Below are 14,893 nucleotides of genomic sequence, written 5' to 3'. Positions count from 1 at the left end.
GGGCTCGCATGGCCACGAAGCACTTACCGCACACCGTCGAAGAACTCTGTGAGACAGGGCTGTCCGTCTACGCCCGCGCCCTGCGCGAAGGCCGGATCGACAACAGTGCCGCGGAACCGGCCCCCTGCCTCGTCGACCTGGGCCTTCTTCAGCCAGGACGCGACGACCCGCAGTGGCTGCACCCCACCGCTTCCGCGCTCGCACTGCCCCGTCTACTCCGGTCCATGGAGGCCCGCCACGAGCCGCCGCGCCGCCGTGAGCTGCGGCTCAGCGCCGCTTTCGAGCCGTTCGCCTCTCTCGACCTGCGCATCGGCTCCGGTGCCGACGACGCCCCGTCCATCACCGTCCTGGACGGCATCGCCCGCATCAACTCGGCCATCGACCGCGCCATGAACGAGGCCACCGAGGAGTTCCTCGCCGTCCAGCCCGGCGGCACCCGGCCGCCCGAGACGTTGGCCGAAGTCTTCCCCCGGGACCAGGCGATCCTGACCCGGGGCTGCCGCATGCGGACGCTTTACCAGCACACAACGCGCCATTCTCTGCCGGTGCTCGCCTACTTCGAACAGCTCGACGGCGACACCGAGGCGCGCACCCTCGACGAGGTCACCGAGCGCCTCTTCGTCTTCGACAGGACCGTGGCGTTCATCCCCGCGAGCAAGGACCGCAGCATCGCTCTGGAGCTCCGCCACCCGGCCCTCGTCGAGTACTTCGCGACCACCTTCTGGCGGCTGTGGCGCCTCGCCACGCCCATGTGGCCGCAGGCGGCGCCCCAGCCGTCCGAGAACGGCATCACCACGCGCCAGCACGCCATCGCGGGCCTTCTCGTCGAGGGCCTCACCGACGCGGAGATCGCGGACCGCCTCGGCATGAACGTACGCACCGCACGCGTCCACATCGCCAAGCTCGCCGCCACCCTCGGCAGCGGCAGCCGCGCCCAGCTCGGCTACCTCATCGGTCAGTCGGGGATTCTCGATCGTCCCTGACCGGCCCGGCCGCCGCCGCCCACTCCCGCAGCAACGCCTCCCGCTCCGCCGCCCGGGGCGACCCGCCCTCGTGGCGGCGGCCCCACTCCGACATCGCGGTCAGCGTGGTGAGGAGCGAACCCGCGCCCTCCGTGAAGCGGGCCAGGAGGTCGCGGGAGAGGTCGTACTCCGTCTGGGAGTAGCCGACCGCCGCCGCGGTGTATGCCGTCAGCTCCGTGTCGTCGCCGTCCGCGTCCGCCAGGCGGACCGTCATCGTCGGCGCCTCCTCGCCGCCGCCGAGGCCCACCGAGAGCACCATGTCGACCGCCGCGCCCACGTGCCGCTTCAGGGTCTTCACCGGCACGTCGTCGATCGTCAGCCCGTGCACGTCCTCCCAGGACCACATGCCGGACTGCTTGTCGCCGAGGGCCAGCACGCCTTCCGGGGTCAGCCGCACTCCGGGGGCGAGTCCGGCCGGTTTCGCGCCCACGTACACATCGCCCTCGGCGATCCAGAACAGCCCCACCATGGCCATGAACGGCTCCCCTCACCATGGGCCACTTTGCCCACCCCTATACAGCGATACAGGGCCGGGAGGTTGACACCTCCCGGCCCTGTATCAGGGTACGAAACCTACTGCTCCGTCGACCTCTTCGGCCGCCACACCACCAGCGCACTGGCCTGCTGCACGTCCTGGTAGGGGACGAGGTCGCGGCGGTACGAGGCGTGCACCGCCGCTTCGCGCTGCTGCATGGCAGCCGCGGCGCCCTCCACAGCCGTGGAGAGTTCCGCGACACGGGCCTGCAACGCCGTGACCTGGTTCTCGAGCTCGATGATGCGCTTGATACCGGCGAGGTTGATGCCCTCTTCCTGCGACAACTGCTGCACGGTGCGCAGCAGCTCGATGTCGCGGGCGGAATAGCGTCGGCCGCGGCCCGCGGTGCGGTCAGGGGAGACCAGGCCGAGGCGGTCGTACTGCCGCAGGGTCTGCGGATGGAGACCACTCAGCTGGGCTGCCACCGAGATGACGTACACCGGCGTCTCGTCGGTCAGCTGGTACGGATTACGACGACGGCCGACCCTGTCCATGGGGTCACGCTCCCTTCGCGGCCTGGAACAGTTCTGCCCGCGGATCGTCGCCCGCAGTCGCCTTGCGGTAGGACTCCAGGGCTTCCTTCGCCGACTCCGACAGGGAGGTCGGAACCGACACCTCCACCGTCACGAGCAGATCGCCCCGGGTGCCGTCCTTGCGGACCGCGCCCTTGCCCCGGGCCCGCATGGTACGGCCGTTCGGCGTGCCTGCGGGCAGTTTCAGGGTGACGGGCGGGCCGCCCAGCGTGGGCACCTTCACCTCGCCGCCGAGCGTCGCCTCCGGATACGTCACCGGGACGGTGACCGTGAGGTTGTCGCCCTTGCGGCCGAAGACCGGGTGGGTGTCGACGTGCACGACCACGTACAGGTCACCGGCCGGGCCGCCCTGTTCACCAGGGCTTCCCTTGCCGCGCAGCCTGATCCGCTGGCCGTCGCTGACGCCCGCCGGAATCCGCACCTGCATCGTGCGCGACGACTTGGCGCGGCCCGAGCCCTTGCAGACGTCGCAGGGGTTCTGGGCGATCAGCCCACGCCCCTTGCAGTCCATGCACGGGTCGGTGAGGGAGAACCCTCCGCCGCCGCCCCGCGAGACCTGGCCCGTGCCGACGCAGGTCGGGCACACGCGCGGTGTGCCGTTCTTGTCGCCGGTGCCGGAGCACGCCTTGCAGGGCGCCTGGGAGGACATGCGGAGCGGCACCGTCGCGCCGTCCACCGCCTCCGTGAAGCTCAGCGTGACCTCGGACTCGATGTCCTGGCCGCGCCTGGGCTGGGTACGCGTACCCCCGCCGGGGCCGCCGCCCCGGTTGAACAGGCCCCCGAAGACGTCACCGATGCCGCCCCCGAAGCCGCCGCCGGCCGCTCCACCGCCACCCGGCGCGTTGCCTCCGAAGAGGTCGCCCAGGTCGAAGTTGAACGAACCGCCGCCGCCTCCGGGACCCTGCCGGAATCCGCCGTTGCCGAAGAGAGCACGCGCTTCGTCGTACTCCTTGCGCTTCTTGGGGTCGCCGAGGACGTCGTTCGCCTCGGAGATCTCCTTGAAGCGCTCCTCCGCCTTGGTGTTGCCGGTGTTGGCGTCCGGGTGGTTCTCGCGTGCGAGCTTCCGGTACGCCTTCTTGATCTCGGCTTCGGTGGCGTCCTTGGGGACGCCGAGGACCTTGTAGTAGTCCTTCTCGATGAAGTCCTTGGTGCTCATCCCCGACGTCCCTCCTCACTCATGTCGTGACCGTCAGCCCTCGTCAGGGCCACCGGTCTCCTTCTCGTCCGCAGCCGCGTCCGGAGCGGAGTCGGCGCCCTCCGCGGCACCCTCGCCCTTGACCGTCTGCGCGCCGGGCTGCGGCTCGGCGACGGCCACCCGCGCGGGGCGGATGGTGCGCTCGCCGATGCGATACCCGGGCTGCAGGATCGCGACGCAGGTCGTCTCGGTGACGTCCGGTGCGTAGCTGTGCATCAGGGCTTCGTGGATCGTCGGGTCGAAGGGCTCGCCCTCCTTGCCGAACTGCTGCAGGCCCAGCTTGGCGACGACCGTCTCCATCGACTCGGCGACCGACTTGAAGCCGCCGACCAGCTCGCCGTGCTCGCGGGCGCGGCCGATGTCGTCGAGGGTCGGGAGGAGCTCGGAGAGGAGGTTCGCCGCGGCGATCTCCTTCACCGTCACCTTGTCCCGCTCCACCCGACGGCGGTAGTTCTGGTACTCGGCCTGCAGCCGCTGGAGGTCCGCGGTGCGCTCGTTGAGCGCGGTGCGCACCTGGTCCAGCTGGGCGGTCAGGCCCACATCCTGTGCGGACGTCTTGTTCGCTGCGTCCCCGGCCGGGGCCGCCGGGCCCTCCTCGGTGGAGGGCTCGGCGGCCTGCGGCGCGGCGTCATCAGGGGTGGCGCCGGAGGGGACGTCAGGCTTCTCGGCGTTCTCGCCGAAGCCCGGGGTCTCCTCGGTCATCAGGCGGCGCCGCCCTTCGCGTCACCGGGCTTCTCGTCGTCGACGATCTCGGCGTCGACGACGCCGTCGTCCTCCTTGGGCTGCTCGGCACCCGGGGCAGCGCCCTCGGGACCACCGGCGGCCTGGGCGCCCTGGGCGTCGGCGTACATGGCCTGGCCCAGCTTCTGCGAGACGGCGGCGACCTTCTCGGTGGCGGTGCGGATCTCGGCCGAGTCCTCGCCCTTGAGCTTCTCCTTCAGCTCGCCGACGGCTTCCTCGACCTCGGTCTTCACGTCACCGGGGACCTTGTCCTCGTTGTCCTTGAGGAACTTCTCGGTCTGGTAGACGAGCTGCTCGCCCTGGTTGCGGGACTCGGCGGCCTCGCGGCGGGCGTGGTCCTCGTCCGCGTACTTCTCGGCCTCTTCGCGCATCCGGTTGACCTCGTCCTTCGGCAGCGAGGAGCCACCGGTGACGGTCATCTTCTGCTCCTTGCCCGTGCCGAGGTCCTTCGCGGTCACGTGCATGATGCCGTTGGCGTCGATGTCGAAGGAGACCTCGATCTGCGGGACGCCGCGGGGCGCCGGGGGCAGACCGGTCAGCTCGAACATGCCGAGCTTCTTGTTGTACGCCGCGATCTCGCGCTCGCCCTGGTAGACCTGGATCTGGACGGACGGCTGGTTGTCCTCGGCCGTCGTGAAGATCTCGGAGCGCTTGGTCGGGATCGTGGTGTTCCGCTCGATGAGCTTGGTCATGATCCCTCCCTTGGTCTCGATGCCGAGGGACAGCGGGGTCACGTCGAGGAGCAGGACGTCCTTGACCTCGCCCTTGAGGACACCGGCCTGGAGCGAGGCGCCGATGGCGACGACCTCGTCCGGGTTCACACCCTTGTTGGCGTCCTTGCCGCCGGTGAGCTCCTTGACGAGCTCGGCGACGGCGGGCATGCGGGTGGAGCCACCGACGAGAACGACGTGGTCGATCTCGGAGAGCTGGATGCCCGCGTCCTTGATGACGTTGTTGAACGGGTTCTTGCACCGCTCGAGCAGGTCGGACGTGAGCTGCTGGAACTGGGCGCGCGTGAGCTTCTCGTCCAGGTGCAGCGGGCCCTCGGCGGACGCCGTGATGTACGGCAGGTTGATCGTGGTCTCCGTGGAGGAGGACAGCTCGATCTTGGCCTTCTCGGCCGCCTCGCGCAGGCGCTGGAGCGCCATCTTGTCCTTGCCCAGGTCCACGCCGTGGCCGTTGTTGAACTGCTTGACCAGGTAGTCGACGACGCGCTGGTCCCAGTCGTCACCACCGAGGTGGTTGTCGCCGTTCGTGGCCTTCACCTCGACGACGCCGTCGCCGATCTCCAGGAGGGACACGTCGAAGGTGCCGCCACCGAGGTCGAAGACGAGGATCGTCTGGTCGTCCTTGTCGAGGCCGTACGCCAGGGCGGCGGCGGTGGGCTCGTTGACGATGCGCAGGACGTTCAGACCCGCGATCTCACCGGCCTCCTTGGTGGCCTGGCGCTCGGAGTCGTTGAAGTACGCCGGGACGGTGATGACCGCGTCGGCCACCTTCTCGCCCAGGTACGACTCGGCGTCGCGCTTCAGCTTCTGCAGGATGAACGCCGAGATCTGCTGGGGGTTGAACCCCTTGTCGTCGATGTCCACCTTCCAGTCGGTGCCCATGTGGCGCTTGACCGACCGGATGGTCCTGTCGACGTTCGTGACCGCCTGGCGCTTGGCGACCTCGCCGACGAGCACCTCGCCGTTCTTCGCGAAAGCGACGACGGACGGCGTGGTCCTGGCGCCTTCGGCGTTGGTGATGACGGTGGGCTCGCCGCCTTCGAGAACGCTGACGACGGAGTTAGTCGTGCCCAGGTCGATGCCGACCGCACGTGCCATTTCGGTTCCTCCAGATGTACTTCTTGAGTGGATCTGACTCAAGGATGCATGGTCGCCGCGCTGGCGTCAACAGATGTGAGTCGAGGGGGCTCAACTCTTATCCGGCCCTTACGCGCAAGTAGGAGCCCCTTCCGGGGGTGGCGTCTGCGTCTGCGGGCGCGTCGGGGCTGGTCGCGCAGTTCCCCGCGCCTCTAAAAGCGCATCGCGCCCGGCGCCCCGTACGCGCGAAGGGTTGCCTGAGCGACGCAGATCACCGCCTTGCTGGCTACAGTGCGGCGGAGTAAGTGGATAGTCTCAGACGGACTGCATAAGTTACCGCTTAGTAATAGTTCGCCTCGCAGGCCCGAGGAGCCCCCAAATGCAACTCGCCGCGATCATCGTGTCGCTGGTCCTAATCGCGGTCGGCGTCGCGCTGTTCGGCCGTGCCATCGTGCAGATCTACAAGTTCGTGCGGCTCGGTCAGCCCGTGCCCGCGGGACTGAGGACCGACAACCCCTTCCAGCGCACCGTCACCGTGGCCAAGGAGTTCCTCGGCCACACGCGCATGAACAGGTGGGGCATCGTCGGCTTCGCGCACTGGTTCGTGGCGGTGGGCTTCTTCTCGCTGCTGCTGACGATCGTCAACGCCATCGGCCAGCTCTTCAAAGCCGACTGGATGCTGCCGATCATCGGTGACTGGGCGCCGTACAACATGTTCGTCGAGTTCATCGGCACCATGACCGTGCTCGGCATCCTCACGCTGATCGTCATCCGGCAGCTGAACCGCCCCGACAAGCCGGGCCGCAAGTCCCGCTTCGCGGGCTCCAGGACCGGTCAGGCGTACTTCGTCGAGACCGTCATCCTCATCGTCGGCGTCTGCATCTTCACGCTGCACGCCCTTGAGGGTGCCCAGCACCACGTCGACAGCTACGAGGCGTCGTTCTTCATCTCGTACCCGTTCGTCTCCTGGTTCGGCGGGATGGACCTCTCCACCCTCCAGAACCTCACGTACTTCTTTGCGGGCCTGAAGATCGCGACCTCCTTCATCTGGATGATCGTGGTCGGCCTGAACACCAACATGGGCGTGGCCTGGCACCGTTTCCTGGCCTTCCCGAACATCTGGTTCAAGCGCGAGGCGGACGGCGGCACGGCGCTCGGCGAGCTGCAGCCCATGACGTCCGGCGGCAAGCCGATCGACTGGGAGGACCCGGGCGAGGACGACGTCTTCGGCGTCTCCCAGGTCGAGCAGTTCAGCTGGAAGGGCATCCTCGACTTCTCCACGTGCACCGAGTGTGGCCGCTGCCAGTCGCAGTGCCCCGCCTGGAACACGGGCAAGCCGCTCTCCCCGAAGCTCCTGATCATGTCCCTCCGGGACCACGCGCACGCGAAGGCCCCCTACCTGCTCGCCGGTGGCGGCAAGGACATGGAGGGCAACGAGAAGGCGACCGAGGAGCAGCTGAAGGACGTCCCCGCGGCCGCCCTCGCGGAGGCCGAGCGCCCCCTCATCGGCACGGTCGAAGAGAACGGCGTCATCGACCCCGACGTCCTGTGGTCCTGCACCACCTGCGGCGCCTGTGTCGAGCAGTGCCCGGTCGACATCGAGCACATCGACCACATCGTCGACATGCGCCGCTACCAGGTGATGATCGAGTCGGCCTTCCCCTCCGAGGCGGGCACGATGCTCAAGAACCTGGAGAAGAAGGGCAACCCCTGGGGCCTTGCCAAGAAGCAGCGCCTGGAGTGGACGAAGGAAGTCGACTTCGAGGTGCCGGTCGTCGGCAAGGACATCGAGGACCTCACCGAGGTCGAGTACCTCTACTGGGTCGGCTGTGCGGGTGCCCTCGAAGACCGCGCCAAGAAGACGACGAAGGCGTTCGCCGAGCTCCTCCACATCGCGGGCGTGAAGTTCGCGATCATGGGCGGCGACGAGAAGTGCACCGGTGACTCCGCGCGCCGCCTCGGCAACGAGCCGCTGTTCCAGCAGCTCGGCCAGGAGAACGTCGCCACGCTGAACATGGCGTTCGGCGAGGATGACGAGGACGAGTCGACGAAGAAGCCGAAGACGGCGAAGAAGATCGTCTCGACCTGCCCGCACTGCTTCAACACCATCGCCAACGAGTACCCGCAGCTCGGCGGTGACTACGAAGTCATCCACCACACGCAGCTGCTCCAGCACCTCATCGACGAGGGCAAGCTGATCCCGGTGACGCCCGTCGAGGGCCTCATCACCTACCACGACCCCTGCTACCTGGGCCGCCACAACAAGGTCTACACGCCCCCGCGCGAGATCATGTCCGCCGTCCCCGGCCTGCGCCAGCAGGAGATGCACCGCCACAAGGAGCGCGGCTTCTGCTGCGGCGCGGGTGGTGCGCGCATGTGGATGGAGGAGCGGATCGGCAAGCGGATCAACACGGAGCGGGTCGACGAGGCGCTGTCCCTCAACCCCGACATCGTCTCCACCGCGTGCCCGTTCTGCCTGGTCATGCTGACCGACTCCGTCAACGGCAAGAAGAACGACGGCCAGGCCAAGGAGACCCTCCAGGTCGTGGACGTCGCTCAGCTCCTGCTCGACTCGGTCAAGACGCCGGTCGACCCGGCGGGCGAGACGGAGTCCGCGGACGAGCCGGAGCCCGAGCCGGTGAAGTAGCCCCGGGCGAGCTTTCCGAAGACCCCGTTCCCTCCTCGCGGAGGGGGCGGGGTCTTCGCCGTTCAGGCGGCTGCGACCCCGGTCAACTCGCACCACACGAGCTTGCCCCGGCCCTCCCCCTGCCGCTCCCGTGCGCACCACCCCCACCCGTCGGCACATTCCCGTACGAGCCCGAGCCCTCTGCCCGCCGTCTCGTCCCACCCGGTGGCCCCCCTGGTCGGGGACGGGGGCGTGGGGTCCGTGTCCCACACCCCGATGCGGAGCACCGCCCCCGCCCACTGCATGCGCAGGGCGGCGGGGCCTTTGGTGTGCTGCACGGCGTTGGCGATCAGCTCCGTGGCGACGAGCTCGGCGGCTTCTGCCAGGTGAGGCAGACCGTATGCCTTCAGGATGAGGCGGAGGGTGTGGCGGCTCACGGGGATGGCGAGGGGGTCGTTGGGGATGGTGAGGGTGTAGGCCCAGGTCTCGGTTTCCGGCATCGGTGAACTCCGTTGTTCAGGATGGGAGTTGGACTGCCGCGGCGGTCTCCTGGCGGTGGCTGTGTCGCGGCCGCCATGGCAGGGCGGTGCGGTGCGCTTCCGTTGGTCCGGGACCTCAGCGTGTGCGACGCGTCACTGACGGTAGGGCTAAAATATTCTCCCCCGCAAGTCGCTCGCGTAGCCTGACACCCGAATGGGGTGCATCAACCCCACGTTCGAACACGGTCGTTGGCGGAGGTAGCAGTCGCGTGCCAGCAAGGATTCAGCCAACCGCCCGACAGCGGCGCCTCGGAGCTGAGCTGCGCAAACTCCGGGAGAGCGCCGGGCTCTCGTCCGGTGAGGCCGCGGGGCTGCTCGGGGTCAAGCAGGCGCAGATGAGCCAGTTCGAGGCGGGCAACGCGGGGATCAACGAGGAGCGGGTGCGTCGGCTCGCGGCGCATTACGCCTGCGCGGACGCCGAGTTGGTCGCCTGCCTGGCAGACATGGCCGCCGACACCACGCGCGGGTGGTGGGAAACTTTCCGGGGCGTGTTGCCCCCGGCGTTCCTGGACCTGGCCGAGCTGGAACATCACGCACACTTCATGCACGTCATCGGTACCGCGCAGGTTCCCGGCCTGCTCCAGACCGCCGACTACGCGCGGGCGGTATTCGCCTTCTGGCGCCCTGAGCTCCCGGACAGCGAGCTAACCCCACGAGTGGAACACCGACTGCGTCGTGCAGCAGTGCTCGATCGTGAAGGGGCGGCGCCGTACATCGCCGTCCTGCATGAAAGCGTGTTGCAGACCCGCGTCGCCGACCGTGGCGTCAGCCGTGCCCAACTCGGGGAAATCCTCCGCAAGTCAGAGATGCCAAACGTCACCGTGCGCGTGGTGCCGTTCGATGTCGACGGCTTCGCGGGGGCGGGAACCACGCTGTTCTACGCAGGCGGCCCGGTAGCTGCCTTGGACACCGTTCAGCGTGATGCACCGTATGGCTCTTCCTTCATCGATGCCGCCGCCCAGCTCCTGTCCATGCGAACACTCTTCCGTAAGGTAGAGGCGATGGCCCTTGAACCAGGCCCCTCGCAGGACCTGATCCACCGCGTGCTGAAGGAGTTCTAAGCCGTGCCCGATTGGCAGAAGTCCTCGTTCTCCGGGGGCGGCGACGGCAACGAGTGCATCGAACTGGCCAAGGGGGAGCACGGGTTGCTGCTCCGCGAAAGCGACACCCCAGACCGCAGGCTCGCCCTCACCCCCAACGCCCTCTCCGCTCTGATATCGCACGCTACGCACCCGGACGTGACCCGCAAATGACCAAGGCGGTGTGGGCCATGACCCACTGGCAGAAGTCCTCGTTTTCCGCTGGCGCCGACGGCAACGAGTGCATCGAACTCGCCCGCGACGAGACCAACCTGCTCCTCCGCGAGAGCGACGCCCCCGACCACACACTCACCCTCACCCCCGCCGCCCTCTCCGCCCTCCTCAGGAAGCTGTTGACTCCGTGAGTGGGTGCCACGGTCCAGGCCCCGGCAAGGCGGCGACTTCGAGGGCCCGCACTGGATGGTCGCCGGGGCCGCCCGGCTTTTTGCGGAGTGTGGCGGTTCCGGGCCGGAAGTAAAGGGCGCTCCGCTGCGCTGCGCGTCGGCTGCGCCGATTCCGCTGCGCTCCACCCTTGACTCCCGCCCCTCCACCGCACGCAGACCTTGACCCGGACGGCCAGGGGTGGGGGCTACGGGGACCCCTGGGATGGGTCATCCCCTCGCGCTGCCGGGTGCGGACCGGCCCAACGGGTGTGTGGGCCACGGTCGCGGCTCGGCCAGCCGCGCGGCCTCGCCGCTCGGGCCATCCGCTCGCGCGGCCGGGTGCCGACCGGCCCAACGTGAGCGGGTGTCACGGTTCGGGTCGGGTCAGCAGCTCTCGTTGCCGGGTGCGGACCGGCCCATCGTGGGCGGGAGCGACGGTCGATCTGCCGATGGGCCGCCAGACCCCGGGCCCTCCGGCACCTGTTCTGGAAAAGTTGCGAACCGACCCGCCGCGCGCCCCCCACCCATGCCCGATGCGCCCCGGGCATGCGGGCGTGCCCTGCCGGATGGGCGAGGTGGGAGCGGGTGGTTGGGTCGGGCCGCCCCCTCCGGCACCTACTTTGGGAAAGTTGCGAAGGGGATCGCCGCGCGCCCCCCATCCAAGCCCCATGCGGCCCCCGCGCATGCGGGCTTGCCCTGCCGGATGCGGGAGATGAGTGGTGGGCGGGACGGCGCGCGGGGTGCGGGAAGGGGGCGCGCGGCGGGTCGGTTCGCAACTTTCCCAAAGTAGGTGCCGGAGGGCCCGGGGCCCAGGGCCGAGGGCTGGTGGTGCTTCGGGCGGGGCGGTCGCCGCCCGCACGCCATGCCGCACCCACACCCACACCCCAACCGCGACGGTGACGGTGACGGCGAGGCGCGATGGGCCGGGCCGCACCCGGCGACGAGAGCGGCTGACCCACCCCAAACCGTGAGAGCGACGCACGATGGGCCGGACCGCACCCGGCCGCGAGAGCCGATGACCCGGGCAGCGAGGCCGCACGCGTGCGGTGAGGGTGACTCACGTTGGGCCGGTCCGCACCCGGCAGCGCGAGGGGATGACCCATCCCAGCCGGACCCGTAGCCCCCACCCCTGGCCGTCCGGGTCAAAGTTCACGTGCGGTGGAGGGGCGGGAGTCAAGGGTGGAGCGCAGCGGAATCGGCGCAGCCGACGCGACGCAGGAGCGCCCTTTACTTCCGGCCCGGAACCGCCACACTCCGGAAAAGCCGGGCGGCCCCGGTGGCCAAACGGCGCAGGCCCGCCGAAGTCGCCGACAACCCGCCCCAAACCACACGCTCGCGCCCCGGCGTGATGGAAACGGGACCGCCTCGGACTCCTCCCGCGAGGGGAGCGGGAGCATCATGGGCTGGTTGTTGTCGACTGTGGCGTTCGGGGTGGGTGAGGGGCATGCGGAATGCCGGGGTACGGGGCGCGGGACGGGGCGCGGGACGAGGCATGTGGCGCGGCGGGTCCGTCGCGGTGGCCACCGCCGTGAGCTGCGCGCTCCTCCTCTCGGGCTGCGGCAGCCACGACGACGACACCGGGTCCGGTGACGCCTCGCACAAGCCCGTGAGCATGGCGGGCAAGGGCGCCGCCCAACAGCCCGTCCCGCGAGGCAAGGGCGGCAGGGGCAACAGGGTCGAGGACGACTTCAACGGGGACGGCGCCCGTGACCTCGTACTCGACGACCTCGTGCACCCCGACCACGGCGACGACGCGGGCATCGGGATCGTCTACGGAGGCAAGGGCGGGCTCGCCCCCGGCGCGCGGCAACTCGTGAGCGCCCACGCCAACGGTGCCCGTACGAAGGGGCAGCTGCCCGCCGCCTTCGACTCCGAGGCCTCCTGCGACCTCGACGAGGACGGCTTCAGCGATCTCATCGTGTCGACGGATCCGCCGTACGACGGGCAGGGGCAGCCCCCCGTGCCGCTGCAGATCCTCTTCGGCTCGCCGAAGGGGCTGGTCGGTAAGGCCGTAAAGCTCAAGGTGCCCACGCAGGCACGTTTCGGCAATGACTGGCCGGACCAGCCGGTCTGCGGCGACTTCGACGGGGACGGCGCCGACGACCTCGTACTGCACGCGAGCGGCGCCCGGCTCACCTTCCTGCGCGGCCCGTTCAAGCGGAGCGGCGCCCCGCGCGCCGCGGGCAAGCCCGTCACCGCGCCCGGCAACAACCTCGTGACCGGCCGCGCCACGGACATCGACGGCGACGGCTACGACGACGTGCTCGTGCGCAAGGCCGCCAACGCGCAGGGTGCCGCCGCCGGTGCCCTCGTCATGGGCGGCCCCCAGGGTCCCGACGAGACCGGCGTGCTCTTCCCCGCGGGCAAGGACATCGCCTTCGGCCGCTTCGGCGAGGGCAAGGGCATGGACGCGGCCATCGCCTCACCGACGGGCATCGCCCTGCGCTACGACGTGCCGGGCACCCTGCGCGGCTCCATGGAGGCGAAGGACGTGGCCGTGGACACGGGTGACCTCGACGGCGACGGCTTGAGCGAGCTGGTCGTAAGCGGCGCGGGCAGCGGGTCCGGGGGCGGCGCGTGGGACGTGCGGGTCTTCCGCGGCCGTACGTCGGAGCTCGCGCCCAACGCCACCGCGCTCGTCCGGCCGCTGAAGAAGGGCACGGCCCAGGTCCTCAAGGTCGCGGACTTCGACGGCGACAAGCGGGCCGACCTGGTCGTGCGTACGTACCGGGGGGACAGCCAGGACATCGTGGCCGTGTACCCGGGCCGCAAGGGCGACCTCGTGGCGCGCGACCCGCGGGTGACGTTCTCCACGGCGGAGTTCCTGGCGCTGAGCGGGGAGTGATCAACGGTCTGACCATCTGTCTGACCAACTGCCGTTCATCTGACGGCTACCGCGCAACTCCCCGCACACAACCCTTCGTACGCCTCACGAGTCACACCCCTCGGAAGCCATACCCAAAGGCTCATCCCAAGGCTCACTTCCGGGAGACCCACGTGCGCGTAAGAAGCCTGGCCGTCACCGCCACCGTCGCGGCCCTCGCGGCCGCGGGGCTCACGCTACCCATGGCCGGTACGGCGAGCGCCGCCTCCGCCCTGAAGGACGACTTCAACGGGGACGGCTACCGCGACCTCGCGATCGGTTCTCCCGACTCCAACTCCGTTACCGTGACGTTTGGTTCGGCGGGCGGGGTGTCGCAGGGACGGTCCGTCACCGTCACCCAGGAGACCTCCGGAGTGCCCGGCGCCACCGAGCCCGAGGACGAGTTCGGCGAGAACGTGATCAGCGGCGACGTGAACAGCGACGGCTTCGCCGACCTGATCGTCGGCGCCCCCGGCGAGAAGGTGACGGGCAAGCCGTCTGGCTCCGTCTCCATCGTCTACGGCGGCAAGAGGGTCTTCACCTCCGGCGGCCGCGCCCTGAACTCCCCGGCCGACACCTCGGGCCGCTTCGGCGAGGCCGCCGTCTGGACCGACCTGGACTACGACGGCTCGCCCCAGCTGGCCGTCATCAGCGGCGACAACTGGTACTACTACTCCGGCTCGGGCGAGGACGGCCGCGCGCTCGGCCTCGAGGTCGACTTCCTGCCCGAGGGCGTCCGCCTGGACGGCATGATCTCCGGCAACTTCAAGTACAAGGACGGCGTCGGCTTCGTCCTGTACGGCGAGCGCGCGGACGGTGGTGCCTACACCGCCCACATGAACGGCGGCGTCGGTGACTACGGCTATCAGGCCGAGGTCATCGCCGAGGGCGGCGACCCGACGGCGACGCGCGACGCGGCCACCGCGGGCGACGTCGACGGCGACGGCTACGACGACCTGATCACCGGCAACTCCCAGGACGCGGCGGGCGGCAAGGGCGGCTCGGTCACCGTGCGGCGCGGCGGCGAAGGCAAGTTCGGCGCCCCTGTGTCCTACACCCAGGACAGCGCGGGCGTGCCCGGCGCCGACGAGGCGGGCGACGGCTTCGGCGCGGCCGTCTCCGCGGGCGACGTCACCGGCGACGGCCTCGCGGACCTCGCGGTGGGCGCGCCCGGCGAGACGGTCGACGGGGTGTCCGGCAGCGGCAGCGTGACCCTGCTCAAGTCCGTGCGTGGCGCCCTCACTTCGGGCCGTGCCTGGCACCAGGAGACCGCGGGCGTGCCGGGCGTCGCCGAGCAGGACGACCACTTCGGTACGTCCGTCCGCCTCAAGGACATCAACAAGAACGGCAAGGCCGACCTGGCCACCGGCGCCACCGGCGAGGACATCGGCACGACGCGGGACGTCGGCGCCGTGTGGGTCCTGCGCGGCACGTCGACGGGCCTGACCACGTCCTCCGCGGCCTCGTTCAACGGCACGGACTTCGGGGTCGGCGGCACGGGGGCGGGCTTCGGTCGCGCACTGCGCTGACCCGAGGCCGGTCTCCCGCTCTCCCACTCTCCTGCTTTTTTCC

13 protein-coding genes are annotated in these 14,893 nt (G+C 69.8%); 7 read left to right on the top strand and 6 right to left on the bottom strand.

All coding sequences use genetic code 11. From position 1 onward, the window contains the following. Nucleotides 1-8: 8 nt before the first annotated feature. Nucleotides 9-983, top strand: coding sequence for a helix-turn-helix transcriptional regulator (locus AC068B_RS25725; RefSeq protein ID WP_478673997.1), 975 nt, complete (start codon nucleotides 9-11; stop codon nucleotides 981-983). Here AC068B_RS25725 and AC068B_RS25720 read toward each other — a convergent pair. The 5 genes from AC068B_RS25720 to dnaK all read right to left on the bottom strand — a co-directional run bounded on the left by AC068B_RS25720 (nucleotide 949) and on the right by dnaK (nucleotide 5,852). Next, nucleotides 949-1,497: a hypothetical protein gene (locus tag AC068B_RS25720; protein WP_478673996.1), complete on the bottom strand. Its 549-nt coding sequence runs from the start codon at nucleotides 1,495-1,497 to the stop codon at nucleotides 949-951. The two genes, AC068B_RS25725 and AC068B_RS25720, sit on opposite strands and share 35 nt — an antisense overlap. A gap of 98 nt (nucleotides 1,498-1,595) precedes the next feature. Beyond that, on the bottom strand, nucleotides 1,596-2,051 hold the full coding sequence (locus tag AC068B_RS25715) for a heat shock protein transcriptional repressor HspR (RefSeq protein WP_268772458.1): 456 nt from the start codon (nucleotides 2,049-2,051) through the stop codon (nucleotides 1,596-1,598). A 4-nt stretch (nucleotides 2,052-2,055) separates the two neighbouring features. Continuing rightward, nucleotides 2,056-3,246, bottom strand: coding sequence for a molecular chaperone DnaJ (dnaJ, locus tag AC068B_RS25710; protein ID WP_478673995.1), 1,191 nt, complete (start codon nucleotides 3,244-3,246; stop codon nucleotides 2,056-2,058). Nucleotides 3,247-3,279: 33 nt separating this feature from the next. Beyond that, the gene (grpE, locus tag AC068B_RS25705) at nucleotides 3,280-3,987 is read right to left on the bottom strand and encodes a nucleotide exchange factor GrpE (RefSeq protein WP_478673994.1); all 708 of its coding nucleotides are present in this window, start codon (nucleotides 3,985-3,987) and stop codon (nucleotides 3,280-3,282) included. Further along, complete coding sequence (dnaK, locus tag AC068B_RS25700; RefSeq protein ID WP_356260644.1) at nucleotides 3,987-5,852, bottom strand: molecular chaperone DnaK; 1,866 nt, start codon at nucleotides 5,850-5,852, stop codon at nucleotides 3,987-3,989. Before dnaK ends, grpE begins: the two co-directional genes overlap by 1 nt. A 358-nt stretch (nucleotides 5,853-6,210) precedes the next feature. Between dnaK and AC068B_RS25695 the strand changes: the two genes are divergently transcribed. Next, nucleotides 6,211-8,478: a (Fe-S)-binding protein gene (locus AC068B_RS25695; protein ID WP_478673993.1), complete on the top strand. Its 2,268-nt coding sequence runs from the start codon at nucleotides 6,211-6,213 to the stop codon at nucleotides 8,476-8,478. Between the two features lie 62 nt (nucleotides 8,479-8,540). On the opposite strand, the gene AC068B_RS25690 is transcribed toward AC068B_RS25695, so the two are convergent. Beyond that, complete coding sequence (locus AC068B_RS25690) at nucleotides 8,541-8,957, bottom strand: ATP-binding protein (RefSeq protein WP_478673992.1); 417 nt, start codon at nucleotides 8,955-8,957, stop codon at nucleotides 8,541-8,543. A 248-nt stretch (nucleotides 8,958-9,205) separates the two neighbouring features. Between AC068B_RS25690 and AC068B_RS25685 the strand changes: the two genes are divergently transcribed. The 5 genes from AC068B_RS25685 to AC068B_RS25665 all read left to right on the top strand — a co-directional run bounded on the left by AC068B_RS25685 (nucleotide 9,206) and on the right by AC068B_RS25665 (nucleotide 14,850). Then, complete coding sequence (locus AC068B_RS25685; RefSeq protein WP_478673991.1) at nucleotides 9,206-10,057, top strand: helix-turn-helix domain-containing protein; 852 nt, start codon at nucleotides 9,206-9,208, stop codon at nucleotides 10,055-10,057. Nucleotides 10,058-10,060: 3 nt separating this feature from the next. Then, a complete protein-coding gene (locus tag AC068B_RS25680; RefSeq protein ID WP_478673990.1) occupies nucleotides 10,061-10,249 on the top strand; it encodes a DUF397 domain-containing protein in 189 nt (62 codons plus the stop codon). A 17-nt stretch (nucleotides 10,250-10,266) separates the two neighbouring features. Further along, entirely contained in the window at nucleotides 10,267-10,440 is a 174-nt protein-coding gene (locus AC068B_RS25675) for a DUF397 domain-containing protein (protein WP_478673989.1), read from the top strand. Nucleotides 10,441-11,902: 1,462 nt separating this feature from the next. After that, complete coding sequence (locus tag AC068B_RS25670; protein ID WP_478673988.1) at nucleotides 11,903-13,303, top strand: FG-GAP-like repeat-containing protein; 1,401 nt, start codon at nucleotides 11,903-11,905, stop codon at nucleotides 13,301-13,303. Between the two features lie 152 nt (nucleotides 13,304-13,455). Then, nucleotides 13,456-14,850 carry an FG-GAP and VCBS repeat-containing protein gene (locus AC068B_RS25665; protein WP_478673987.1) on the top strand — a complete coding sequence of 465 codons (1,395 nt, stop codon included), beginning with the start codon at nucleotides 13,456-13,458 and terminating at the stop codon, nucleotides 14,848-14,850. The last annotated feature ends 43 nt before the right edge of the window (nucleotides 14,851-14,893 follow it).

The sequence above is a fragment of the Streptomyces sp. NPDC042371 genome (assembly GCF_056437465.1).
This window is presented reverse-complemented; position numbering and strand designations above follow the sequence as displayed.

Coding starts and splice junctions, on each gene's coding strand:
- dnaJ (WP_478673995.1), bottom strand. CDS start 3,246: ATGAGCACCAAGGACTTCATCGAGAAGGACTACTACAAGGTCCTCGGC.
- AC068B_RS25695 (WP_478673993.1), top strand. CDS start 6,211: ATGCAACTCGCCGCGATCATCGTGTCGCTGGTCCTAATCGCGGTCGGC.
- AC068B_RS25725 (WP_478673997.1), top strand. CDS start 9: ATGGCCACGAAGCACTTACCGCACACCGTCGAAGAACTCTGTGAGACA.
- AC068B_RS25690 (WP_478673992.1), bottom strand. CDS start 8,957: ATGCCGGAAACCGAGACCTGGGCCTACACCCTCACCATCCCCAACGAC.
- AC068B_RS25720 (WP_478673996.1), bottom strand. CDS start 1,497: ATGGCCATGGTGGGGCTGTTCTGGATCGCCGAGGGCGATGTGTACGTG.
- dnaK (WP_356260644.1), bottom strand. CDS start 5,852: ATGGCACGTGCGGTCGGCATCGACCTGGGCACGACTAACTCCGTCGTC.
- grpE (WP_478673994.1), bottom strand. CDS start 3,987: ATGACCGAGGAGACCCCGGGCTTCGGCGAGAACGCCGAGAAGCCTGAC.
- AC068B_RS25715 (WP_268772458.1), bottom strand. CDS start 2,051: ATGGACAGGGTCGGCCGTCGTCGTAATCCGTACCAGCTGACCGACGAG.
- AC068B_RS25670 (WP_478673988.1), top strand. CDS start 11,903: ATGCGGAATGCCGGGGTACGGGGCGCGGGACGGGGCGCGGGACGAGGC.
- AC068B_RS25675 (WP_478673989.1), top strand. CDS start 10,267: ATGACCCACTGGCAGAAGTCCTCGTTTTCCGCTGGCGCCGACGGCAAC.